The sequence below is a fragment of the Chelatococcus sp. HY11 genome, assembly GCF_018398335.1.
Classification (GTDB): domain Bacteria; phylum Pseudomonadota; class Alphaproteobacteria; order Rhizobiales; family Beijerinckiaceae; genus Chelatococcus.
The window spans coordinates 1,619,960-1,642,433 of the sequence record NZ_JAHBRX010000001.1 but is presented as its reverse complement, the minus strand read 5'-3'; the positions used below and the strand labels follow the sequence as shown (position 1 = coordinate 1,642,433).

Annotated in this window: 20 protein-coding genes; 3 read left to right on the top strand and 17 right to left on the bottom strand. The window is 62.6% G+C overall.

The window, feature by feature from the left end:
• Nucleotides 1–4 precede the first annotated feature (4 nt).
• Nucleotides 5–1,039, top strand: a complete 1,035-nt coding sequence (locus KIO74_RS07655) for an ArsR/SmtB family transcription factor (RefSeq protein WP_213331447.1) — start codon at nt 5–7, stop codon at nt 1,037–1,039.
• A gap of 698 nt (nt 1,040–1,737) precedes the next feature.
• On the opposite strand, the gene KIO74_RS07650 is transcribed toward KIO74_RS07655, so the two are convergent.
• The 6 genes from KIO74_RS07650 to KIO74_RS07625 form a co-directional block, all read right to left on the bottom strand.
• Nucleotides 1,738–2,025: a putative quinol monooxygenase gene (locus KIO74_RS07650; protein WP_213331446.1), complete on the bottom strand. Its 288-nt coding sequence runs from the start codon at nt 2,023–2,025 to the stop codon at nt 1,738–1,740.
• A 131-nt stretch (nt 2,026–2,156) separates the two neighbouring features.
• A complete protein-coding gene (locus tag KIO74_RS07645; RefSeq protein ID WP_213334544.1) occupies nt 2,157–3,038 on the bottom strand; it encodes a 2-hydroxy-3-oxopropionate reductase in 882 nt (293 codons plus the stop codon).
• Between the two features lie 209 nt (nt 3,039–3,247).
• Entirely contained in the window at nt 3,248–3,592 is a 345-nt protein-coding gene (locus tag KIO74_RS07640; protein WP_213331445.1) for a RidA family protein, read from the bottom strand.
• 33 nt (nt 3,593–3,625) lie between these two features.
• On the bottom strand, nt 3,626–4,609 hold the full coding sequence (locus KIO74_RS07635; RefSeq protein WP_213331444.1) for an ornithine cyclodeaminase family protein: 984 nt from the start codon (nt 4,607–4,609) through the stop codon (nt 3,626–3,628).
• Between the two features lie 237 nt (nt 4,610–4,846).
• A complete protein-coding gene (locus KIO74_RS07630) occupies nt 4,847–6,106 on the bottom strand; it encodes an NAD(P)/FAD-dependent oxidoreductase (protein ID WP_213331443.1) in 1,260 nt (419 codons plus the stop codon).
• 192 nt (nt 6,107–6,298) lie between these two features.
• Entirely contained in the window at nt 6,299–6,793 is a 495-nt protein-coding gene (locus KIO74_RS07625; RefSeq protein WP_213331442.1) for an Lrp/AsnC family transcriptional regulator, read from the bottom strand.
• Between the two features lie 184 nt (nt 6,794–6,977).
• Between KIO74_RS07625 and KIO74_RS07620 the strand changes: the two genes are divergently transcribed.
• Nucleotides 6,978–8,081 carry a M14 family metallopeptidase gene (locus tag KIO74_RS07620; RefSeq protein ID WP_213331441.1) on the top strand — a complete coding sequence of 368 codons (1,104 nt, stop codon included), beginning with the start codon at nt 6,978–6,980 and terminating at the stop codon, nt 8,079–8,081.
• Between the two features lie 31 nt (nt 8,082–8,112).
• Here KIO74_RS07620 and dapA read toward each other — a convergent pair whose 3' ends face one another.
• From dapA to KIO74_RS07580, 8 genes are all read right to left on the bottom strand, one after another.
• Complete coding sequence (gene dapA / locus KIO74_RS07615; RefSeq protein WP_213331440.1) at nt 8,113–9,003, bottom strand: 4-hydroxy-tetrahydrodipicolinate synthase; 891 nt, start codon at nt 9,001–9,003, stop codon at nt 8,113–8,115.
• 42 nt (nt 9,004–9,045) lie between these two features.
• A complete protein-coding gene (locus tag KIO74_RS07610; RefSeq protein WP_213331439.1) occupies nt 9,046–11,349 on the bottom strand; it encodes a DUF3604 domain-containing protein in 2,304 nt (767 codons plus the stop codon).
• 54 nt (nt 11,350–11,403) lie between these two features.
• Nucleotides 11,404–12,624, bottom strand: a complete 1,221-nt coding sequence (locus KIO74_RS07605; protein WP_213331438.1) for an alpha-hydroxy acid oxidase — start codon at nt 12,622–12,624, stop codon at nt 11,404–11,406.
• Nucleotides 12,625–12,633: 9 nt separating this feature from the next.
• Complete coding sequence (locus tag KIO74_RS07600; protein ID WP_213331437.1) at nt 12,634–13,293, bottom strand: RraA family protein; 660 nt, start codon at nt 13,291–13,293, stop codon at nt 12,634–12,636.
• Nucleotides 13,294–13,361: 68 nt separating this feature from the next.
• Nucleotides 13,362–14,465 (bottom strand): ABC transporter ATP-binding protein, encoded by a 1,104-nt coding sequence (locus tag KIO74_RS07595; protein ID WP_213331436.1) that lies wholly within the window; start codon nt 14,463–14,465, stop codon nt 13,362–13,364.
• Nucleotides 14,458–15,252, bottom strand: coding sequence for an ABC transporter permease (locus KIO74_RS07590; protein WP_213331435.1), 795 nt, complete (start codon nt 15,250–15,252; stop codon nt 14,458–14,460). The genes KIO74_RS07595 and KIO74_RS07590 overlap by 8 nt, the downstream gene beginning before the upstream one ends.
• A 1-nt stretch (nt 15,253) precedes the next feature.
• Nucleotides 15,254–16,105, bottom strand: a complete 852-nt coding sequence (locus KIO74_RS07585) for an ABC transporter permease (RefSeq protein ID WP_213331434.1) — start codon at nt 16,103–16,105, stop codon at nt 15,254–15,256.
• 64 nt (nt 16,106–16,169) lie between these two features.
• A complete protein-coding gene (locus KIO74_RS07580) occupies nt 16,170–17,219 on the bottom strand; it encodes an ABC transporter substrate-binding protein (protein ID WP_213331433.1) in 1,050 nt (349 codons plus the stop codon).
• 330 nt (nt 17,220–17,549) lie between these two features.
• Here KIO74_RS07580 and KIO74_RS07575 point away from each other — a divergent pair, with 330 nt between their 5' ends.
• A complete protein-coding gene (locus tag KIO74_RS07575; RefSeq protein ID WP_213331432.1) occupies nt 17,550–19,337 on the top strand; it encodes a GMC family oxidoreductase in 1,788 nt (595 codons plus the stop codon).
• Between the two features lie 908 nt (nt 19,338–20,245).
• Here the strand turns inward: KIO74_RS07575 and KIO74_RS07570 are convergent.
• The 3 genes from KIO74_RS07570 to KIO74_RS07560 are packed head-to-tail and all read right to left on the bottom strand — an operon-like array spanning nt 20,246 to nt 22,472.
• Nucleotides 20,246–20,848 (bottom strand): HupE/UreJ family protein, encoded by a 603-nt coding sequence (locus tag KIO74_RS07570; RefSeq protein ID WP_213331431.1) that lies wholly within the window; start codon nt 20,846–20,848, stop codon nt 20,246–20,248.
• On the bottom strand, nt 20,845–21,444 hold the full coding sequence (locus KIO74_RS07565) for a HupE/UreJ family protein (protein ID WP_249730895.1): 600 nt from the start codon (nt 21,442–21,444) through the stop codon (nt 20,845–20,847). The genes KIO74_RS07570 and KIO74_RS07565 overlap by 4 nt, the downstream gene beginning before the upstream one ends.
• 14 nt (nt 21,445–21,458) lie before the next feature.
• Nucleotides 21,459–22,472 carry a HupE/UreJ family protein gene (locus tag KIO74_RS07560; RefSeq protein ID WP_249730894.1) on the bottom strand — a complete coding sequence of 338 codons (1,014 nt, stop codon included), beginning with the start codon at nt 22,470–22,472 and terminating at the stop codon, nt 21,459–21,461.
• Nucleotides 22,473–22,474: the final 2 nt, after the last annotated feature.

Sequence of the window (22,474 nt, the reverse complement as noted above, 5' to 3'; positions counted from 1 at the left end):
AACGATGGACCAGAGCCTGACAGCTTCAACTCGTGGGCGCCGCCGCAACGGCGACGGCGCTGCGTCACGGGCGCAGGGTCAACAGGGCCAGGGTTTCCTCGTCGTCGATGCCGGGCGGCAATATCAGGTGCTGCGCGGTCTGGCCTCCCCGGTCAGGCTTCGCATCCTGAAGCTGCTCAACCGGCACGGTCCGAAGAATATCAACCAGATCGCCGAGGCGCTGGACCTGCCGCAGTCGACGATCGCGACCAATGTTCAGGTTCTGGAAGAGGCCGAGCTAATCTCGACATCGCTCGGCAAGGCCGCCAAGGGCCAGCAGAAGATCTGTGCCGCGCGTTATTCCGAGATCATCGTCAATCTCGACCCGGAGGATCCGAGCCGCGAGAACAACATCGTCGAGGTCGAGATGCCGCTCGGGCTCTATACGAGCTCGAATGTCTCGGCGCCTTGTGGCCTCTGCTCGACCCAGCGGATTCTCGGTGTGCTCGACGTGCCCGAGCTCTTCCTCGATCCGCGCCGGGTCCAGGCGGCGCTGATCTGGTTCGGCCGCGGCTATGTCGAGTACAAGTTTCCGAACAACGCGAAGGTGCTGAACCGGACGATCGCTGCCCTCGAACTCGAGATGGAGATGTCGTCGGAGGTGCCGGGAACCAATGCCGACTGGCCGTCCGACATCAGCCTCTGGGTAAACGGGCATAAAGTCGGCACCTGGACCTGCCCTGGCGACTATGGCGATCGGCGCGGGACTTACACGCCGCCCTGGTGGAAGCTCGAAGGGTCCCAGTATGGCATCCTGACGACATGGCGCATTACCTCCGAGGGCACGTTCCTCGGCGAGCGCCGACTGGGCGACGTCGCGCTGGGCGATCTGGACCTGGATCGCCACCATTCGATCCGCTTGCGCATCGGTATCGATGAACGGGAAGGGCGGCCGGGAGGCGTCAATATTTTCGGGCGCGGCTTTGGGAACTACAATCAGGACATCAAGATGCGGCTGCATCTGAAGGGCGTGAAGGCCTTGCCGCACGTTACGAGCTGAGCTTCGACTCTCGCTGACATGTCTGCTTTTAGGGAATTAGCCAAAGTCCGCCCAGGCAAAAAGACGTCGTGTCGCTCGCCACGTGCCATGCGCAATATCAGATAGAGGGGCTCATGTGCTCGAAGGGCTACTGCGATGACGCAAGGCGGACTGCACTTTCATGGAGAGGCTGGCAGCGACGTAGCGGCGTTTCACCGAATTATCGCATGTGTAGTGAATGACGCACTGAGATCGGCTTCCGGGGCCTCTGTTAGAACATAATTTTGGGTAGATCGGGTTGCCCCAGGGCGAGCTCCTCATGCACGACCGCACGTTTAGCGTAAATCTCCCCCGCTAGGTCTATTTCCTTATTATTCACAAGCTAGTCGGCTTCCTAAATATTGGCGGATGATCAACTTAGAAAGCGCTCATGCCCATTCTTTGGTCATCTATGCTTTCGAGTCCGATGCTGAGGCGTAGTAAGCGCAGCCCTCCGGTCCACGGCTTCACAGTTCGCGCGCTTCCGATATCCATTGGGCGACAATGCTGCGCGTTCCGCCCCAAACACGCACCGATGGCGAAGAGGTGGGGGTGGGAAAGTGCCGTCTCGAGATAGGCAGAGGGACGACGGCGTGGAGGAGCTACGTCAGGATCTCGTGATCGGTCGGGGCCGTCCTCCGACCGAAGTCTCCATCAACCCGCGTATTGTCGCCCGGCATTTACAACCCAACAGGGTCTAGAATCAGCGACTCGCGTTCTGCCAGTTCGCCGATGCGGGCGAGATAGGCCTGGAAATGCGGGGTTTGGCGATGGGCCGCCACGCCCGAGTCATCACGGTAAAGCTCGTTCAGCACGAAGCGCCCTGGCTGAGCCCTGTCGCGCCAGATCTCCCAGGCGAGATTGCCGGGCTCGGCGCGGCAAGCGGGCGCCATACCAATGAGAAGCGCCTCAAGCGCCGGGGCCTGGCCCGGGCGGGCGGTGAGCAGGGCGACGATCTTTACGGTCACCGGGACAGTTCCTTCATGTCATGGCGAATAAGTCGTTGGGCGGGCCGCCTTCAGAGTTTGGAGCAGACCCGAGTTTTGGGGCCGACCCGGGGCCTCGCTTGCCGACGCGGCCCGGCTGTCGAGGCCGGGGGTCATGCGATGGATGGCCTGACCCGGCCCTCGAGTTCGAGAAACAGCGCGGAATGGTCGAGGTCGCCGCCGTGCTGCTCGGCGCAGGTGTTGAAGAGTGCCATCACGCTGGCGAGATGGGGCAGGTCCAGGGCGAGGGCCTCCGCGTTGTCGAGCGCATTCCGAAGGTCCTTCTGGTGAAGCTTGATCCGGAAGCCGGGCGCGAAGTTCCGGGAGATCATCCGTTCCCCGTGGACTTCAAGAACTTTCGACGAGGCGAAGCCTCCCAACAGCGCGCTTCGGACCATCGCCGGATCCGCGCCAGCCTTCTTCGCGTAAAGGAGTCCTTCCGCCACCGCCTCGATGCAGAGCGCGACGATGATCTGGTTCGCAACCTTGCAGGTCTGCCCGTCGCCATTGCCGCCGACGAGGGTGATGTTGCGTCCGAGCAGGTCGAGCAGGGGTTTCACCCGCTTGAATGCCGCCGTCGGGCCGCCACACATAATCGAAAGTGTGCCCGCCTTTGCGCCGACCTCCCCGCCGGACACGGGGGCGTCGATATAGTCGCATCCGAGATCGTTGATCCTGTGCGCGAAGTCTTTTGTCGCGAGCGGGGAAATCGAACTCATGTCGATCACGATCGATCCGGGGACCAATCCTTTAGCCACCCCATCGGGGCCGAAGAGGACCTCTTCGACATCGGGCGTGTCCGGCACCATCACGAAGACGACGTCAGAAGCGGCCGCCACCTCCCACGGGGTCGAGCAGGCATGGCCTCCTGCCGCCACCAGGGCCTCAGGAACACCACTGCGCGAATACAAGGCCACTGTGTGGCCAGCCTCGATCAGGCGCTCTGCCATGGGCCGGCCCATGATGCCGAGGCCGATAAATCCCAGCCTTTCCAAAGGTCCCTCCAAAAATTCGATAAATGCAGTTACCCGCCGCGGATGCGCTTTCGGATCGGGAAATCCGTATCCCGCCGCTTCGTCGCGCGCGCCGGCGGGCACACCCTCAAGGCCCGGCAAAAAGCACAATGAATGGCTGGCCGAACGGACGATGGTGGCGGCCCCCGAGATCCCGTGCTGCGGTTAGAGGCCGATGACGCCGATCGGACCTAGTCGCAGGCCGCCTGGACCATGATCTCGACCAAGATGCCCTCGCCCAGCTCCACCTCCATCGCAGCCCGCGCAGGTGCCGCGCCAGCAGGCAGCCAGTTGCGCCAGATCGCGTTCATCTCTTCCTTGTCCTTGAAATCGGCCAACCAGATCGTCGCGGTCAGGATGCGGCTTTTGTCCGAGCCGGCCTCTGCAAGGGCCTCCTCGATCCGCTCCAGCACCTCACGCGTCTGGTCCGCCAGCCCCTTCTTCGTATCCCGTGAGGTCAGGCCACTGAGATGGACAACGCCATTGTGGGAAACCATTCGGCTGACCAGATCGCCTGTGTGAAATCGTTTGAGCATGTTGCCTCCTTGGGTCGTGGCGCCGGCCGCTCTTCAGCGATCCGGGGACAGGGTGGATGAAAGCGGCCTGCCGACGTTCCGCTTCCGATCGAGATCGAAAAAGAAGACCGAGAGCGCCAGGTCCGACAGGGCAAAGCCCGAGAAGATGAACGCCGAGCGCTTGCCGCCTCGCGCGGTGCCGCCAAACTCTCCGCTGGCAAGCTCCGAGAGATCCACGTGGAATTGTCCGATCCGGGGCATGATCCCCTGTGCCTGCTGCTCGGCGCTGTTGCCATGATCGTCCGTCGCCAGCAGCGCAAAGTGCGATAGCGACGCCGGATACCAGCTTCGCGCAAGATCGACGGCGCTGACGAAGCAGTCCGGTTTCAGCCAGTCTACGTCGAGAAACGGTGGCCCCCCGCGCGCAGGGACACTCGAGATCACGATGTCGGCTCCGTCGAGCACGAGCCGACCCTGATCCAGCAGAACCGGCTGCAGGCCCATTACCTCGGCTTGGCCGGCAAGCGCTTCGCCTCCGCGATGACCGGAGAGGATACGCACCTCGCGAAGTTCCGGGAAGGCCTGGGCAAAGAGGGTGAGGTGGGATTGCGCCTGAACACCCGTGCCGACAAAGGCAATGCTGCGGGCATCCGCCGGGGCGAGGTGGCGCGCGGCATAGAGCGATGTCGCCGCGGTTCGGACCGCGGTCAACTCGGCCGCGTCGATGAGCGCGCAGGGTAGCCCGGTCTCCGCGTCGCTCAGAATGGCGAGACCGTTGACATTGGGCAGCCCGGAGGCAGCATTCTTGCCTTGTACCCCGATCCACTTGCAAATGGCGAAGGCCGGCTCGGTCGCGGCGCAGCAGAGCGACTGGAACAAATGGTCCGGTCCCAGTGTCAGGGTGAGTTTCGGCTGAAGGCAGACCTGGCCGCGGGCCTTCAGGGCATAAAACAGCTCGATCGCGGCGATGGCCTCGTCCGCAGTGGGCGTCAAGTCCTCGAGGACGGGCGCCGACAGGTAGCGAATTTCAAATGACACCGCGCCGTTCCCCGTTTGGAAAGGTCGCCGAAAGTGGCGACATCCGTTGATCGAGACCGCCGATTGACGGTGGAGATACAGGATGTATCGCGGAACGGGGCGATGAACCGCTCGCGCCGCGCTGAAAGCAGCGACTGGAGCATTTCCGGTGAACTCCGATTCACCGGAAATGATCTAGGCTTTTGATTCTACGCACTTCCTTCACGCGAACCGGTGCCCACTTCGCTCGAAAATGCTCTAGAACCGATCGGGGCTGAGCGGTGCGACGTCGATGGAGGTGGCCTGTCCAGAGACGATCTCGGCAACGAGCTTGCCCATCATCGGCCCCGCAGTCATTCCGTGCTGCGCGTTTCCGAACGCGCAATATACGTTCTGGTAACGCGCGGGCCGTCCGAGAACTGGTAGACCATCCGAGATACTCGGCCGATCCCCCTTCCACAAAGTCGCGCCTTCGGTGTTCACCGAAGGGTAGATTTCCTTCATGCGCTTCAAGAGGTTGTTGGCACGTTTCCAGTTTGGCTTGGCGTTGACGCTGCAGAACTCGACGGTTCCGGCGCCGCGCAGCGCATCATCGATCGGCCCGACGCCGATCCCCCATTCCCGCACGATCACCTGTCGTTCCGGCCGGAAACCGGGATCGGGGACAGTCACGTGATATCCGCGCTCGGTATCGAGCGGAACCTTGATCCCCAATTTGCCCGTCAGGGCACGGGATCCCATTCCGGCGGCCACGACAATGCGCTGAACCGGGGTCCTGGTGCCATCGATGTCGATCGATACGCAGCGCCCGTTCTCCACCGAGATCCCGTTGACATCCGCTTTGATGAAACGCGCTCCATTGCGGACGGCTTCCTGGGCAAAGATCTGCACAAGCCGGTGCGGGTTCCGGCACCGGCCGCTGCCCGGCATCAGGACACCGCTCTTGAAGATCGGTGCGAGCCTGGGTTCCAATGCGCGGATGTCGTCCTGGGACAGCGGCTCGATCACGACGCCGGCGGCCTCGCGCATGAGGCCAGCGAGTTCCGAGCTTCGCGACTTGGCTCCCTGTACGGTCAGGTGCATGTGCCCGCACATCTCGAAGAAGTTCTCCGCCGGGGTACTGCGCGAAAGCTCCGCGTAAAGGTTAAACGTTCCGCCATGGAGGGCGCGGAGAGAGCGATGGACTCGGATGGCATTCTCGACCGTCGCTGCCCTGTGAAACTCCCAAAGCCATGGCGCGATCATCGGCAGGTAACCCGGCCGAATTTTCAGAGGACTCCGGCTGCTCATCAGCCAGCGCGGGAGGTCTTTCCACAGCCCGGGCATGGACTGCGGAACGACCTGACTTGGGGTGATCATCGCTGTGTTGCCGAAGGACGTTCCGTTGCCGGGCTCGTTCTTGTCGACGATCGTCACGTCAAAGCCCGCGCGCTGCAGCCAGAGCGCACAGCAAACCCCGATTATGCCCGCGCCGATCACCGTGACTTCACGTCCTGCTCCGCCCCGGTCCTGCATCATGTTCTCCGTCAATCACACCACCGCTTATGCAGCAGAGGATTGACGGGAAATAGCGGGGATAGCGCGGGTCTTGCCGCGCAATCCGTCATATTGACGTATTTTTTTGTCTAAGTGACGATCAATTCGAATGGCGCAAGGTGAGACCGCGCGATTGCACGTTGTCGACGTATGTAGAGACGGTGGAGCGTGGAGTCAGCCCAGTTCGCCGCGATCCAGCGCGGCAGCGGAGGTCGGTCCGCTGAGGCTCTGGGTATGGTCGAAGGCGGTCCGCAGAACCATGATCGAGCGGACGCGTTCAACGCCCGGGATCTCCTCGATCTCCTCGAGGACCGGGTGCACATCTTCAAGATGCGCGACCCGAATCCGGCAGACGAGTTCGAAGTCGCCGCTCACGACCTGGCATTGCACGATTTCAGGTAATTGGCGCAACTGATCGGTCACGGACTTGGTCTTGCGGTTGGTAACGGTCACAAGAGCCAACGCCTCGGCGAACAAATCGAACGGATCACGCCGCATCTGTACAGAGTATCCGGCGATGATGCCGTCGCGCTCCATTCGCGAGATCCGCTCCTGAACCGTGGTGCGGGCTATACCCAGCTTGCGCGCGAGCGCGGCCACGGATTCCCGGGCATTCATCTGCAAAAGCGCAAGCAGGCGGCGGTCGGTCGCGCTGGTGTCTCTCGCCATCAAAATCCCGCAGGAAAGGTTGGTTATAGGGCGGCTTTGTGTGTTCCGGCGCTTTATACCGTCAGTGTGAGTGCATGAGAACCGTCATTTTGACCAGTTTGTTGTCATATCCGTCAAAATGCCTCTATCTTTCGCTCGCAATCCGGAGACGTTCATGGGCCTGCCGGCATGGAGTGATGACGCAGTGACCGCAGCAACAGCAGATGTACTTTTCGGCCTCTCCGATCCTCTCCCGACCAGCGGCACGCACGCGGGCTTCGTGAAGATTCCCTACGCGTCCAACCAGTCCTCCTACGGGTTCCTGCCGGTTCCGCTCGCGATCGTGGGGGGCAGCGTCGGCCCGACAGTCCTGCTGCTGGCGGGGGTCGCGGGTGACGAAATGGAGGCGCAGATTGCCGCTGCCCGTATCGTTCGGTCACTCGATCCTGAAGCCATGAAAGGCCGGGTGATCGCGATGACGATGGCAAACGTTCTCGCCGGGCATGCGGGGACGCGCAATTCCCCCGTGGACGGCCAGAGCCTGAACAAGTCCTTCCCCGGAGATCTCTTCGGGTCACCGACCAGCGCGATTGCAGAGTATATCGAACGGCATCTCATGCCTGAGTGCGACCTGGTCATCGATCTGCACAGCACCGGCCGAACGATGCGTTACCTGTCCTGCGCCACCCTTATCGACGACGCTGATCCGGATGTGCAGCGGCGGCGCCTCGCCCTGGCACGCGCCTTCAACGCAACCAACATCGTCCGCTTCCGCAGCTTCGACTACCGCAGCACCTCCGGGGCGGCGCGGCGTAGCGGCGCCACGCGGATCGGCGTGCAAGCGCCGCTCGATGATGCGATGGATGAGATCCTGCGTGGTTTCGACAGCGTTCTTGCGTGGGCGGGGATCGTCGAGACATCTCAGGCCGCGGTCGCGCCGCGACTTCTGTTGGCGCATCGCGATCACGATTTCGTCCATGCGATGTCGGACGGCATCTTCGAGCCGATCGCCCGGCTGGGGGATGAAGCCAAGGCCGGTGATCTGGCTGGGTACATCCATGATCTGACCCGGCCGATGGCCGAGCCCGTCGCCCTCAGGCTGGCTGCGGATGGCGTCGTGATCGGCACGCGCGAGGCCGGCTGGGTGCGTCGCGGCGACTGCGTCCTGCTGCTGGCAGAGGACGGCGATCTCGCTGCGCGGGAGGAGCTCGACGAGGCGGCCGATCTTCGCTGGCTCACCGCGCCCAACCGCCGGACGGCAAAGCCCCGGCGAAAGGTGACCAGCCGCAAATATGGCGGCGGAAAGTAACCGCCCGCCGATCGAAATCCCAACGGCCGGCTCAAGCCTTGAGCAGTGCCGCCAGCTCGGTGCGGAGGCTGGAGACGAGTTCTGGATCGGGGGTGACGAGCGGCGCGAGCGGGCGCGGCGCATTCACGCCGATCAGGTCCATCACCGCCTTCATAGGCCCCGGGTTCGTTTCGGCGAAGGCCATGTTGATGAGCGGCATCAGCCTCCGGTGCCGCGGAAGCGCGTCGCTCAGGTCACCGGACCGGGCCGCGTCGTAGATCTCGCGCCACAACCCCGGCACCAGATTGGCCGTCACGATGATCCCACCGCGCGCGCCCGCCGCGACTTGCAGCGGGAAAAGGATGTCCTCTCCGCTCAGCACGGCGAAATCGGGCGCGACCCCTGCTATCACCTGAAGGAAATGGTACATGTCGGTATTGCAGGCCTTCATGCCGATGATCCGATGATGCCGCGACAGCTCATGCAGCACCTTCGGCTCGATGGCGATCCGTGTCCGGTAGGGGATCTCGTAGATAAGAACCGGAACAGGGGACTCGTCCGCGAAACGCAGGTAATAGTCGCGGATGCCGGCCTGGGTCGGGTTGGTATAATAGGGCGTCACCAGCAGCACGGCGTCGGCGCCCTCTGCCGCGAAGTCCTTGGCGGACTGGAGGGCATCATGATAGCCGGGATCCAGCACCCCGGCGATGACCGGGCCCTTGCCGGACATCTCTTCGGCGCAGAGCGAAACCATGCGGCGCCTCTCGCCCTGCGACAAAGCCCCATATTCGCCGGTCCCCCCGAGCGGCAGGACCCCGTCGATGCCATGCTCGAATAACCAGGCGAAATGCGCTCGGACGGCACCCGCGTCCACCCGGTCATCTTGATCGACGGGCGTGGTAAGGGCGGGCAGAATGCCCGACAGACGGTCAGCAGTGAGCATGTGTGGCTCCAGTTGTCTGAAGGAGGACAGCCCGTGGGCGTCTCAGTCTCGGTGGAGATAAATGGGGCTGGTCCAGGCTTGATTGCCGTCCTCGAAGGTCACGCACAGCCAGACCGGCGTGTCGCCTGCTTCGGCGATGGCGACGTCGGCTTCGAGCCGTAGCTCTTTCGGCAGCGGGGCGTCGGGAAGGCGCTGGACCGTCAGTTGCCGCTTCAGTCCGCCGGCTGCCATCACCTGCGGCTCGACACCGGCTTCGGAGAGGTCGATCGAGATCCCGCCAAGGCTCGTGGTGATCTCCAGCGAACCGGCGGCTTCGGACAGCCAAGCGTCGAAACCCATCATGTTTCCGGTCGTGACGCAGTTCCAGATGACCGAGCGGGACCCCACCTGATCGAGCCGCATCTCGGGATTGAGCCGGTTGATGGCTTCGAAACGGCGGATCACAGCCCCCTCGAATTCCGCGCGTCCGCGCCACCGGGTGTCGCGTCCACGCCCGCGGTATTCGGCCCCGGACCACAGCACCCTCACACGCCGGCCGAGATCAGCCGCGGAATAGGTCCGTCGCCTGACCAGAACGTTGCTGCCGTCACGGATTTCGACGCTTTCGATCCCAACGGGGGAACGGATGTCGACACTGACCCGCGCGTGGCTGCCATTGGCGCGAACGATGTCGCCCATCGTGCAGCTGGTCACAGCGGTGGCTGTGGCGCCTGCGAGGGTGAGCGGATCGCGATCAAACCGCATCCCGCCTTCGGGCAACGTGCAATCGACGTCGATAAACACGCGCGGGCCGCTGGTGCCATACGTGTGGCGGCTCCGGATCGCGTCGAAGACGCTGTCGCGGTCGTTCCGTTCCATGACGAAACAGGTCAGTCCGCCATAGGCCCCGAAGACCGAGGCACCGGGGAAGCTGGCGCCGGGGCGGCTCTTGTGGTCGTCACTGTTGCAGACCACTCCGACCCGGTGCCGCAGGGGGAAGCCGTCGGTCAAGATCCATTCGAAGGTTCCCCAGGCGGAATGCACCTCGACCGCGGCCTCGAGTGCGGCGTTGTGGGCGTAGTGGATATCCGCGTAGCGGCCGCCGACATGGGCGTACATCACGGCCTCGATCGGTTCCGCCTCGAGTTTGGCGTAGAGCGCGTGGAGGTCGTGGGCATCGTTCGCCTCGTCGCTGCGATCGCCGACAAGCGCGTGCGAGCAACGATAGATCGACGCCCCCTCGTGACGATAGAATACGTTGTGATCTCCGCCGACAGCGGTGTTCCCAGACCATTCGTAGCCGGGTAGCACGGTGAAGCGGCCGGGTTCGTCCGCCGCTGCAGTCAGTGTGTTCAGATGCGCCCAAAAGGCGGCGTTGACCTGGAAGTCGTTCGCCTGGTGGCTGGTCACATCCAGGAACGCCTTGTTGCGGGCGAAGTCGAGGTAATATTCCATCGAGTTGTTGCCCTGGGTCTCGCCAGTCTGCGCATGCAAGTCCCCCCAGTAGTGGGCGATCTCCGAGCGGCGGATGATCAGCGGGCCGGAGATCACTGTTCCGCCCGCCTCGTCGGTGAGGGTCACGACCAATGTGCCCTCGTCTCGACAGCTCAGGCCTTCGAGCGTTATCGCGCCCTCGGCTGGAGCGAAATCGACGACTTCGGGCAAGCCCTCGACCGGCAAGCTGGCCGACAGGCGGAAGCGCCGCGGTCCCTGTCCGGTCGGGTTGCCCCAGATGTCCTCGGCCTTGATCCCGAGCGTGAAGCTCTCGCCCGGTCGGCGCAGCGTGGGCAGCACCGCGAGATGGCGATGCGCGGGCCCGCCGATCACCCTGACCGAGAGCAGCGGGCCGGGGATCGGCACGAAGACCCCGGTGGCCTGAGCGTCGACGAAGATGCGGAAGACCCGCCCCATGTCGGCGAAGGTCGGCATGAGCACCCCAGGCGAGCCGCCGCCGGTCTCGCCGATGGTAATCTCGATGGTTTCGCCCGGCTTCAAATAACCGCCCTGTTGCGACACGGTCAGCGTCTCGCCCCAGGGGCGCTGACCGCCCCGCCGGTCGTATTTCAGATGCAGCCGCCCGTCACCAGAGCTGCGCGCGGTGACGTAGTTTGGTGCGGTGGGGTCGGTCGTCTGCAGATAGCCCCCGTCAGAGATGTTGCGGAAGGCGACGCGCATCGCAGCGGTGTCGTCGAGACCCATCTTGCCGACGCTGTAGGTGACACGGAACGTCTGGTAACTGCGCACCTCGACCGTTGATGGTCCTGTCAGGGTGGCGCTGCCGTAAAGCTCCGGGTCCGAGCCGGGGATGGTCTCCCAGACGGCCTCGCCGATCAGGTCCCGGTCGACCGGGCCGAACCTCGTCGTCATGATAGCGTCCTTCTGCTTACATCTGGCACGCCGGCGGCCCGGCCGCCTGCCCGGCTAGGTGAGGGTGGGCCTCAGTTCCGCGAATGGGAGGGGCGCGCCCAGGGGCGGCTCATCGTTGGTCGTGGTGACGGGCTGCCGAAGCAAGGACCGGGCGATCCGCTCGAAGCTCGGCTGGCCGGTGAAGGCCAGGCAATGGTCAAGCTCTTCGCGCAGGATGTTCAACACCTCCGCGGCGCCGCGTTCGCCCCGTGCCGCTGCGCCATAAAGCGGCGCGCGCCCGACGAGCACAGCCGCGGCTCCCGCGGCCTTGTACTTGACGATGTCGCTGCCGCGCCGGATGCCGCTGTCGGCGAGGACCGTCAGGCGACTGCCGACCGCGTCGGCAATCTCAGGCAGCACCGTGATGGTGGGCGGCGCAGAATCGAGGTTTCGACCGCCGTGACAGGAGACGACGATGCCGTCCGCGCCAAGCTTCAGTGCCCTCTCGGCATCCGACCGAGCGAGGACGCCCTTTATGATGAGGTTGCCCTCCCAGAATCTGCGCACCTCGGCGGCGTCCTCCCAGGTCAGGCGCCGCGCCAGCTTGACGTTGTCCCAGACAACAGCCCGGGTGATCCGGGTGCGATATTCGGGAGGGTAATGCGCGTAGGTCGGCACGCCGGTCGTCAGGATGTAGCGCAGCAGCACCGAAGTCAGCCAGCGCGGGTGCGTCACCACATCGACCGCGCCCTTGACAGAGGGCTTGATCGGGATGCCGAAGCCATTGCGGATGTTCCATTCCTTCTTCGGCGCGCGGGCGGTATCGGCAGTCAGCAACAGATTCTTGATCCCGAGAGCCCGGGCGCGGCGCAGCAGCTCCCGCGTGAGCTCCCGGTCCTCGAAGACATAGAGCTGGAACCAGAGGTTCGCGCCTGGGGCGCGTTCAGCGATGTCCTCCATGGTCGTCATAGACTGGGTGGCGACGCACATGGGGATGCCTAGACCTTTGGCCGCTCTTGCAACCTGCACCTCGCCATCGTGCCAGACCAACCCTGCGACGGCCGTCGGCGAGACGATCATGGGTAGTGGCAGCCTCTCCCCGAATAGAGTGACCGAGGTATCGGGGTTCGACACGTCGTTCAGCACATGCTGGTTGAGCTTCACCGCATCGAGCGACCGCCTGACATCGGACAGCAGGACCTCGTCCTCGGTGCCCCGGTCAATGTACTCGAACATCGCCCGCGGCAGTCGCCGCTGCGCCAGTCGGCGGTAGTCGTAGATGTTGAACGGCTGCATTTGGGATCTTCACGAAAGGGAACGGAGGACTGACCAGCGGAGCCTAGTCTCGTGCAGTGCGGGCAGGGGGCTCCGACTTGCGATGTCGCGCGCGAGCTTTTCGTCGAGTGCCTGGATCTCTTCGGCCTGGAAGAGGATGTCGTCGATCCGCGCGGCGGGCAGGCAGACGACGCCGTCATCGTCCCCGACGACAAGATCGCCGGTCGAGACGGTCACTTCGCCGCAGACGATGGTGCCGCCCAGTTCTCCCAGAATCCGGTCGCGGGAATAGCCGGAGACGGACACGCCGCTCGAAAAGACCGGGTACCGGCGCTCCCGCAGCTCGGCAATGTCGCGCAGGCAGCCGTCGAGGACCATACCGGCCACGCCGGAAAGCTGCGCGAAGAGCGACAGGTTCCCGCCGAATAGCCAGCGATCGACATTCGCGCCGAAGACCAGAACGCTGCCCTTTGGTGCCCCGTCGATGATGTCATAGAAATTCAGACCGGATTTCGGCCGCTGGCCCGCCGGAAGGAAACCCACCGTGTAGGCGGGCGCTGCGAGGCGCAAGTTGCTGGCAACAGGGGCCACGCCGCGCATCCCGATCTCAAGCCCGAGGCGCCGGGCCGCATCGTAGAGCACAGCGGTGCTGTAGCTTGTCGTCAGGTCGTTGCTCTGAAAATCGCTCATCGGTACACTCTCCTCATCCGATCCGGGCGACCCGGATCGAGCACGCCGTCTAATGCCGGCACCTTCTCTCAGTTCTGCAGGAAGCGTCCGGCGCTATTAGGCCAGGTGACCGTGACGGGCGTTCCAGCCTGGATGCTCGTCGCACTCTGGCTCGTCAGTTCCCGGACCAGCATCGTCGTGCCGCTTGGCAGCTTGACGTAGTGGCTGGAGGTGCCACCGGTCACCAAGCTGCTTTCCAGGATACCCGTCGCCCTGTTGGCGCCCGGCGGAACCTCGTCAGGGGAAACGATGCGCAACACTTCGGGCCGCAGCAGCAGCTTGCCCCTGGCGCCCGCGGCGACTGGCTCGTGCAGGATCGCACGCGAGGTCAATCCGCCTTCGAGAACGAAAGAGGCCGGCGTGCCCGTCGACGCCACCGTCGCATCAAGCAGTGTCGAGGCCCCGATGAATTCGGCCGTGAACTGCGTTCTCGGTTCGAAGTAAAGATTGTTCGGCGTTCCGAGCTGCTCGACTGCGCCGCCATTCATCAGGATGATGCGGTCGGACATGTTGAGCGCTTCCTCCTGATCATGGGTCACATAGAGCATTGTGATCCCGAATTCGGTGTGGATGCGCCGGATTTCCAACTGCATCTGCTCGCGCAGCTTCTTGTCGAGCGCCCCCAGAGGCTCGTCCATAAGGATGAGGTCGGGCTTGTAGACCAGACAACGCGCGATGGAGACCCGCTGTTGCTGGCCACCCGACAATTCCTTGGGCTTCCGATTGGCGACATGCGGCAGTCGGATCACCTCAAGCGCCTCGTTGACGCGCTGCCGAATCTGCGCCTTCGGCACCTTTCGGATTTGAAGGGGGAAGGCGATGTTGTCGAAAACAGTCATGTGGGGCATGAGGGCGTAGTTTTGGAATACCATCCCCAGGCCACGCTTTTCCGGAGCGACATCGGTGACGTCCCGCCCGTTGATCCAGATCCGGCCGCCCGTTGCCGAGGTCATGCCCGCGATCAGGTTCAGCAGGGTGGTCTTGCCCGAGCCCGACGGACCGAGCAGCGTCAGGAATTCTCCGGTCGGGACCGTCAAGTCCAGCGCCTGCAGCGCGACGACTTGGCCGTAGCTTTTCTGAAGCCCGGTAATCTGCACCATCGGCTTTGACGAGGTGTTTGCTTCGTTAGGCATTGGGCGATTTCCGTTGCATGACAGCGACGACAAGGCAGACAAGCACGGACATCACCGTGAGCATCGTCGAGATGGCGGCGAGGATCGGTGAGACCTCAAACTGGATCGAGGCGAACATCTTGACCGGCAGCGTGGTCTCTCCTGCCCGGGAGACGAACCAGGAGATCACCACCTCGTCGAAGGAGATGAGAAAGGCGAACAGGCCGCTGGCGGCGATCGACGGTGCCAGCAGGGGCAGGGTCACCCTGCGGAGAACGGTCAGCGGCGATGCGCCCATGACTGTGGCGGCTCGTTCAAGCGCCGGGTCGATATGACCGACCCCCGCGCCCGTCGTCACGACGACGAAGGGCAATGCCGCGACGACATGCGCCAGAATGAGCCGAAGCTCTCCGTTATTCACACCGAGGCGGATGAAATAGATGTAGAGACCGAGGGCGATGGCGATGTGCGGCACCATAATCGGACTCAACAGGAACAGCGACAGGAGCCGGCGCCCCGGGAAGTTGCCACGCACCAGTGCGTAGGCGGCGGGCACGCCGAGGATGAGAGAGATCAGGGCCGAGATGAGCGCAATTCGGAAGCTCAGGATGGTCGACGAGACCCAGCCAGCCTCGGTGAAAAACTGCCGGAACAGGTGAAGAGAGTAACCCTGCGGCGGGAACATGATTTGATTGCTGTCACCGAAGGCGATGATCGCGGTGATCACGCTCGGCATCAGCAGGAACAGGAAGACCAAGCCGACCCCGACGTTCAGCACCACGCGCCAGGAAGAGAGGCGTCGTTCCATCTCAGTGACTCCTCCCTTCGAGCATCGAGCCGCCACCACGTACCTTCGACAGGGCGACCGACGCAGCGACAGCCACCCCGATCAGCACCACCGCTACCGCCGAGGCCATGGGCCAGTCGAGCACCTCGCGGGCGTAGAAATCGACCAGGTTTGCGATCATCATGTCCTTGCGACCTCCGAGCAGCGCGGGGATCACGTAGAAGCTCAGGCTGATCGTGAAGACCAGAAGCGCCCCTGCGATCACGCCGGGCATGCTCAGCGGCAGGGTCACGCGCAGGAAGATCCGCAGTTTCCCCGCCCCCATAATCGCCGCAGCCCGCGCGAGTTCGGGCGGTTGGCTCTGAAGGCTCGCCAAGATCGGGAAGACGAAGAACGGTACGAGATAGTGGCTCATGCCCGCGAAGACTCCGATCCGGTTGAACAGGAGTTTGACGGGCGGAATACCGACGAGCTCCAGCATCTGGTTGACGATGCCGGTCTGTCCCAGCAGCACCATGAAGGAAAACGCCTTTACCAGCGAACTGGTCCAGAACGGGATCAGCACGAAGATCATGAAGAGCGCCCTGCGTCTTGGCGGCTGCGTCGCCAGGAAATAGGCGACGGGATAGGCCAGAAGCAGCGCACAGAACGTCGCGCCAACGCTTATCTCCAGCGTCGTATAGACGACGCGAAGGAACAGGGGTGTGGTGACGATCTTGTTGTAGGCGGCGATCGTGAAATCGCCTCCGTTGTTGCTTTTCTGTAGGCTCATCAGCACGATGCCGACAAGCGGGACCGCGAAGATCAGGCCAAGGAACAGTGTGGCGGGTGCGGCGAAACTGGCCTCTCTGAAGAATTTCCGAACCGAGACCATGTATCAAGTCTCCGCAGTTGGCGACGTCATCAGGACTATCTCCCGGTTCTCTGCGAACGGGCTGTCAGGTCAGCAGCCATTCTTTGAACCGGAGCGTCAGCTCCTCCGCCTTACCGTTCCACCAGGCCGGATTGGTAAAGAGGTTGTTCGGATCATCGATGTTGGGAAGCCACTTGCGAACCGCCGGGTCTACCTGGGCCACCGCGTCGGGGTAGGTCGGGGCGTCGCCGGTCAGATCGGCGAGCGCGACCTGGCGGTCCCTTTTCATCATGAAGTCGAGAAAGCGCATGGCGCTGTCGCGGTTCTTCGTGCCCTTCAGAGCGCCGGAATAGCCCAGACCGAGGATATTCTGCTGGAAGGAGTAGTCGATCGGGACGTTCGCCGCCTGGAGATCCTTCACGCGGGTCGTGTAGGTGAAGGTGAAGTCCACCTCGTTCTGCTGAATCAGCGTGACGGTCTGGGAGGCCGGAGTGATCCAGTGAGTGACGTGGGGCTTCAGGCGGTCGAGCGCTTTGAAGGCCCGTTCGACATCGCAGGGGTAGAGCTGGGAAGGGGGAACGCCGTCGCCCATCAGCGCGATCTCGAGCGTGTCGGTGATGCGGTTGCGCAGGCCGCGCCGGCCGGGAATGCCCTTGACGTCCCAGAACTCCACCCAGTTCCTGGCAACTTTGCCGTTGAGCCTGTTGGTGGGGAACGCGATCCCGCCCGCATAGACGTTGCCACCGCAGGCGTATTGGTTCCGCGCTGCCGGAATGCAGCCTTCCCTGTGCACGATCGTCTCGTCGACCTCCTCCAGGAGGCCCATGCGCGCGGCGTCAACGACCCAGGCGTCGTTCATGTCGATGATGTCCCATTCGACATCCTTGCTTTCGACCTGAATCTTCATCTTGGCGACGTCGGGGCCTTCGCCATTGATGATCTCGATCCCTGTCGCCGCGGTGAAGGGATCGTAAAGGACCTTGCGCTTCGCGTCGCGGACCGCGCCGCCGAAGTTGGCGATAACCAGCTTCTTCTGCTGGGCCCAGGCCGGACGGATATAGGCCGGAGAGGCGATCGTTCCGGCGAGCAGGCCACCAAGGACGGACCGCCGGGACGGCAAGCCTGAATGCTGCATGTCGTAAGTCCCCTCTTAATTGCTTATTTGATGATGCCGGACAGCATGTGGCCAATTTGCTCGGCGTACTACTGACGATTCTGGTGCCTTTTGATAGTTTAACGTCGTTATGACGGATAATGAAAACAAAACGACGAAAAGCGTCGCGCGATGTGTCCGATCGAAACAGGGCGGCATGCAGGCAAATCGTGGGTGTGGTTCGGAAAGCCTCCGCTCGGGGCGGCGTGACGCTCGGAAATTGCTGCGCTGGTCACTGCGATGCCGGCATCCATTGGAGCGTGCAGCGCGCGTTAAACGCGTGTCCGCCGGGATGAAAATCCGGCGATTAGGTTGAATATTCCGGCAAAACGACGAATGAGTGGCTGTTATGAACGGAATCGGTGCTGGTCGAGCCGCGTAATAGAAGACATCCTCACCTGCAACGCACTGGGCAGCCCCGACACGAGCAGGCGCGAACCCGGCGGCGTCCACACACGACTCGCGAGGATCGATACGTTCGTACCGCGAAGCAAGCTGGATTTTTCAACAGTGCGAGCAGACTATATCATTGTCGGAGCCGGGACCGCGGGCAGTGTTCTGGCGGCGCGGTTGAGTGAGGACCCCACCCGGACAGTTCTGGTGCTGGAGGCGGGCCCAGACTACAGCGGGCTTGGCGTACGTATCCCGGCTGGGATCCGGGGCCTTTATCGAAAGGGCAAGTTTCACTGGAACTATGTTTCCTCCCCCGAGACACACGCCGACAATAAGACGCTGCCTTACAAGATGGGGCGCATCGTCGGTGGATCGTCTGCCATTAATGGAATGATCTGGGTCAGGGGAAACGCAAAAGACTTCGACGATTGGGAAGCCGCAGGGTGCACGGGCTGGGGCGCCGAGGCCATGCAGAGCATTTTTCGTCGCATCGAGGCTTGCAAAGAACCGCTTTTCCCGGGCATGGGCCGGGATGGCCCGATCCCGATCACGGTGGGGAGGCCTGAGCGTCAGCCGTTGTCGAAAGCGTTCCTCGTTGCGGCCAAGCAAGCCGGCGAGACAATAAACCCTGACTATAACGGACCGGTCCAGGACGGATTTTGCGCGCTTCAGCGGAACATTCACCGGGGCATTCGTGGCGATGTTTACGAGGGCTATCTGAAGACGGCAAGAAAAAGACCGAACCTTCAGATCCTCCCGGAAGCAACGGTCCGCCGCGTTCTATTCAGCGATAAGCGCGCGATCGGTGTAGAACTCGCGACCGATAATGGTCCGCGTCAGATCTTCGCTGAGCGGGAAGTCATTCTGTGTGCCGGCGCGATCGGCAGCCCTCAGTTGCTCGAGCTGTCTGGCGTGGGAGCCGGTGAAGTTCTTGCCCGTGCTGGTATAGAGCTCGTACATTCCCTACCGGGTGTCGGCTCGAACCTTCACACCCATCCCGCTGTGACCTTGAAATATGCGTGCTCGCGACCACTTTCGATCAAGTCCGCGACGTATGGGTTCGGGGCGTTCGCGGCAGGTGTTCAATGGCTGATTGCGAGGACCGGCCCGGCCTCCACCAGCCATTTCGAGGCGGGTGGCTTTGTCCGAGCCCGGCCGGGTGCTGACCGTCCGGATTGTTTTCTGATATTTCTTCCACTTCTTGCTGACGACGCCCAGGGCAAAGTTAGCCGTCACGGCTTTCAGGTGTTCATAGATTTGTATGGCGTAAAAAGCAGGGGGGAAACACATATCGTCAGCAGCAGCATTTCCCATCATCCGAATTTTTTCTTCAACTCGCTCCAGGATAAGGCTGACGTCGAGGCGCTTGTGTCGGCCATAGGCATAGCTCGAAGCATCATAAAACAACCAGCCCTTAGTGACTTGGTTGATAGTGAATTGAGTCCGGGACTCGAGAAGCTTGATGGGGATGCTCTGGCCAACTGGGTGCGGGCCAATCTGGGAAGAAGCCACCACCTCGCGGGGTCTTGCAGAATGGGGGTTTTTGACGACCACGGGGCTGTCGTCGGACCTGACTTGAAGGTGCACGGACTTGATGGTCTGCGCATCGCTGATTGCTCCGTCATGCCATCTGTTACTTCGGGCAATACTCACGCGGTGGCGATCGCCATCGGAGAAAAGGCGGCTGAACTTGTCCGTAGATCCTAGCGGTGGAATACTCCCGCTGCATAACATCCTCGGGCATCGGAGTGCTTTGGGTCCGTTGGAAGGCAGGCACCAGCGCTTTACCTCGATATCAACGACATAGAGCTACGTAGATCCTCACCCTGCCCGCAAGCCAGCCCGTTTCCTCGCAACCACCCTGGCCCGGCTCAGAATCGCTTTCCCGGGCCCCGAGGCGGTCATCAGGTCGTACTTGCGCAACTCCTCCAGCAGCCGCAGCAGAACCATAAGATGTTGAAGCGACTGCCGATCCCGGAAGGTCTTGAACGGTCGGGGCTTATCCCCCTCACGGGCCAGCTTTCGTCCCCACACGCTATCCCCATCCGCTATCCTGTGCAGCTTGGGGCTGACAGTGACTTGTCGGTCAAAATGGATGGGAACTGTTCCGAACGGGGGCGAATCTCGGTGTGTCGTAAAATGACAAGTGCAATCGCCGTCGCGATTGTAAGGATATCGTTTCGGAGCGGGTGCTCGGGAGTGCCGTATGCTTGCCGACGCAATGAGGAGATGTCGATGAAAACGGTTCTCTATGCTTGCTGTATGCTTTTCGCAAGTTCCATCCTTACGGCATGCCAGACGTCACAAGCACGATCAGCGCAGCTCGCTAAAATATGTGCGGACCCAGCCAATCGGCAGCCCGAGTCCTTTTACTTCGCGGAATGTCAGGCGCTAGATCCGTCGTCGGACAAGTCACTCCAGAGATACTATGTGCTCGGCGCGCCCACGGGGGATTGATCTAACGGGGGATTTTCAATGTTCGAAGTACGTTGTTTCCTGCGAGCCTGGCAAGTCGTCTCTTATCCGGCCACGACAACGGAATTTCCGTGATTCAACAAAGTCGGAGACTGTCCCGGCGCTGACAGCTCAAAATGACGCGCTTGATCGCTTACGCATTAGCGGAGCCCGACTATTTGATACGCAAGATAAAGCATCGCGCTTGCCGTTATCCACGAACCGGCGACCTGCGCGGCGATACGCTGCCAATGTCTCTCTATCCGGAGTGCCAGGGCAGCGAGGATGGTGATCAGGGCGACGGCCCCTAGAAGTGTGGCCAAGCCGCTCAGGACGCCCCCCAAGCGCATGCTTCCCTCCGGCGTTGCATCGAGGCCCAGGACAAGGCCCGCCGGCACAGCGAGCCCGGCGGCGATCCAGGCGGGCGCCCGCAATCCGGAGGCCACCATTGCCGCCGCGACAAGTGCAAGCAGAGCGAGCGATGTCGTCCTATCGGTGCTTGCGGCGCCTATGGAGCCGAATACAAGGCCCGCCGCGACGGCGCTCGCAAATGCGAGGATCCCATAGCGGCAAGCCGCGAGACCTGACCTGCCGATCAGTAACCCGGTGGCCACGATGACAAGCATCTCTGCGGGGGCCACGAGAGGATGCAGCAACCCCGCATAGAAATCGCCGACGCCCTCGAGGGCTCCGTGCGCGTGGGCGGCCTGGGGGATCACCCCCAGGAGCGCGGCCGCCGGCAGGATAAGGCGACAGGATTTCATGCAATGCCAGACAGAAAGACGCCCCCGGCAAGGGCGATGAAGGCGCCGGCCGCCCTTACGGCAAACCGTCCGACGGGCCAGCGTGCCAGATTGCCAAAGGCGATGCCGAAGAGGTGCAGGAGGCCCGTCGCCATGACGAAGCCGAGCGCGTATGACACCGCATTGGAGGCGGCAGGCATCTCCGTCCCATGCGCGTAGCCATGAAAGATCGCAAAGGCGCCAACGATGAGCGCGGCCGCCCATAACGGTGGCTTCAGCGCCAAGGCGACACAGAGGCCAAGAACCACGGCGGACAAGGCGATGCCGGCTTCGACGCCCGCGAGCGGCACCTCGATGATCCCGAAGACGCCGCCAAGGGCCATCACCAACGGGAAGACGATTGGCAGCACCCAAATTGCCGGTGCGCCGAGAAATACGCCCCAGAGCCCGACAGCAACCATAGCGATGATGTGGTCAGGGCCTAGAAGCGGATGCGTAAAGCCGCTCGCAAAGCCGCCGCCATGATCGGCGCCTGTATGAGCCAGGGCGGAGCTTGCGGAAAAAACGACCAGGAGGCCGAGCGTCACGCCCATAGCGCTGTATTTCAGAGAGGGCATGTCAGGGTTTTCCATCAAAGAAAAATCGCGCTCAGGCGGTCGACCGTCCAGAACGCCGCCACGGCACCGACGCCATAGGCGGCGGCCACCCGCATGGGTCTCCCGAAGGTGAAGATGAGCCTGGCCGCATAAACGACCGCAAGAATCGCTGCGATAAACGCAAGCTGTCCGATCTCAACGCCGACGTTGAAGAAGAGCAAAGCAAGCGGAATGTCCCGCTGCGGAAGTCCGAGCTCGATCATGGCGCCAGCGAAGCCGAAACCGTGGAGCAGCCCGAAGCCGAAGGCGACCACCCATGGCCATGTGATCGTCAGGCTCTTTTCGCCGCGCTCCATGCGCACCGCCTCCGCGGCAACGAGGAGGATGCTGAGCGCAACCATAGCCTCGACTGGCGGCCCGGGCAGAGTGACGAGACCAAAGGTCGCGAGGGCAAGCGTGATGGAATGGGCAACGGTGAAGGCCGTGATCGTCTTCACGAGGACGCGCCAGTCGCGAACGATCAGCATAAGTGAAGCAACAAACAGCAGATGATCGAGACCGTAGAGAATATGGCGGATGCCAAGCTTGAGATATTCCCAGGCGACAGACCAGCTGGTCTGTTCGGCCGGAACGATATACCACGGTTGTGAGGGGCGTATGATGGTGCTGACCTGCCTGCCATCCAGCCATGTTATGCGGATGAGGACATCGGTGATCGTAGCCTGGAGGCCGATAAACTCGAGTCGCAGGCCCGCCAGGCTATCCGGTGCGGAAATAAGGCGCTTCTGCAGAATGAAACCCGGCAAGGGTCTCTCCTGAGGCTCCATCACATGCGTCACACTGTCGGGAAGCTTCAGGATGACAGGCAGCGGCATGCCGGACAGAAGCGGTGTCTTCCAAAGGACTGTGTAGCGATTGGTGTCCGTCTGATCGATCTGCAGATAAGCGGGCCTGACCTCGTGCGCCAGTGCCGGAGCGATCAGGTTGAGAAAGGCGACCACGACCAGGGCCAGCAGCCTCTTCGGGTCCGGAAGGCGGGTCGACCCCATCG

Coding starts and splice junctions, on each gene's coding strand:
- KIO74_RS07655 (WP_213331447.1), top strand. CDS start 5: ATGGACCAGAGCCTGACAGCTTCAACTCGTGGGCGCCGCCGCAACGGC.
- KIO74_RS07640 (WP_213331445.1), bottom strand. CDS start 3,592: ATGCTCAAACGATTTCACACAGGCGATCTGGTCAGCCGAATGGTTTCC.
- KIO74_RS07630 (WP_213331443.1), bottom strand. CDS start 6,106: ATGATGCAGGACCGGGGCGGAGCAGGACGTGAAGTCACGGTGATCGGC.
- KIO74_RS07625 (WP_213331442.1), bottom strand. CDS start 6,793: ATGGCGAGAGACACCAGCGCGACCGACCGCCGCCTGCTTGCGCTTTTG.
- dapA (WP_213331440.1), bottom strand. CDS start 9,003: ATGCTCACTGCTGACCGTCTGTCGGGCATTCTGCCCGCCCTTACCACG.
- KIO74_RS07610 (WP_213331439.1), bottom strand. CDS start 11,349: ATGACGACGAGGTTCGGCCCGGTCGACCGGGACCTGATCGGCGAGGCC.
- KIO74_RS07605 (WP_213331438.1), bottom strand. CDS start 12,624: ATGCAGCCGTTCAACATCTACGACTACCGCCGACTGGCGCAGCGGCGA.
- KIO74_RS07600 (WP_213331437.1), bottom strand. CDS start 13,293: ATGAGCGATTTTCAGAGCAACGACCTGACGACAAGCTACAGCACCGCT.
- KIO74_RS07595 (WP_213331436.1), bottom strand. CDS start 14,465: ATGCCTAACGAAGCAAACACCTCGTCAAAGCCGATGGTGCAGATTACC.
- KIO74_RS07590 (WP_213331435.1), bottom strand. CDS start 15,252: ATGGAACGACGCCTCTCTTCCTGGCGCGTGGTGCTGAACGTCGGGGTC.
- KIO74_RS07585 (WP_213331434.1), bottom strand. CDS start 16,105: ATGGTCTCGGTTCGGAAATTCTTCAGAGAGGCCAGTTTCGCCGCACCC.
- KIO74_RS07580 (WP_213331433.1), bottom strand. CDS start 17,219: ATGCAGCATTCAGGCTTGCCGTCCCGGCGGTCCGTCCTTGGTGGCCTG.
- KIO74_RS07570 (WP_213331431.1), bottom strand. CDS start 20,848: ATGAAATCCTGTCGCCTTATCCTGCCGGCGGCCGCGCTCCTGGGGGTG.
- KIO74_RS07565 (WP_249730895.1), bottom strand. CDS start 21,444: ATGCCCTCTCTGAAATACAGCGCTATGGGCGTGACGCTCGGCCTCCTG.
- KIO74_RS07560 (WP_249730894.1), bottom strand. CDS start 22,472: ATGGGGTCGACCCGCCTTCCGGACCCGAAGAGGCTGCTGGCCCTGGTC.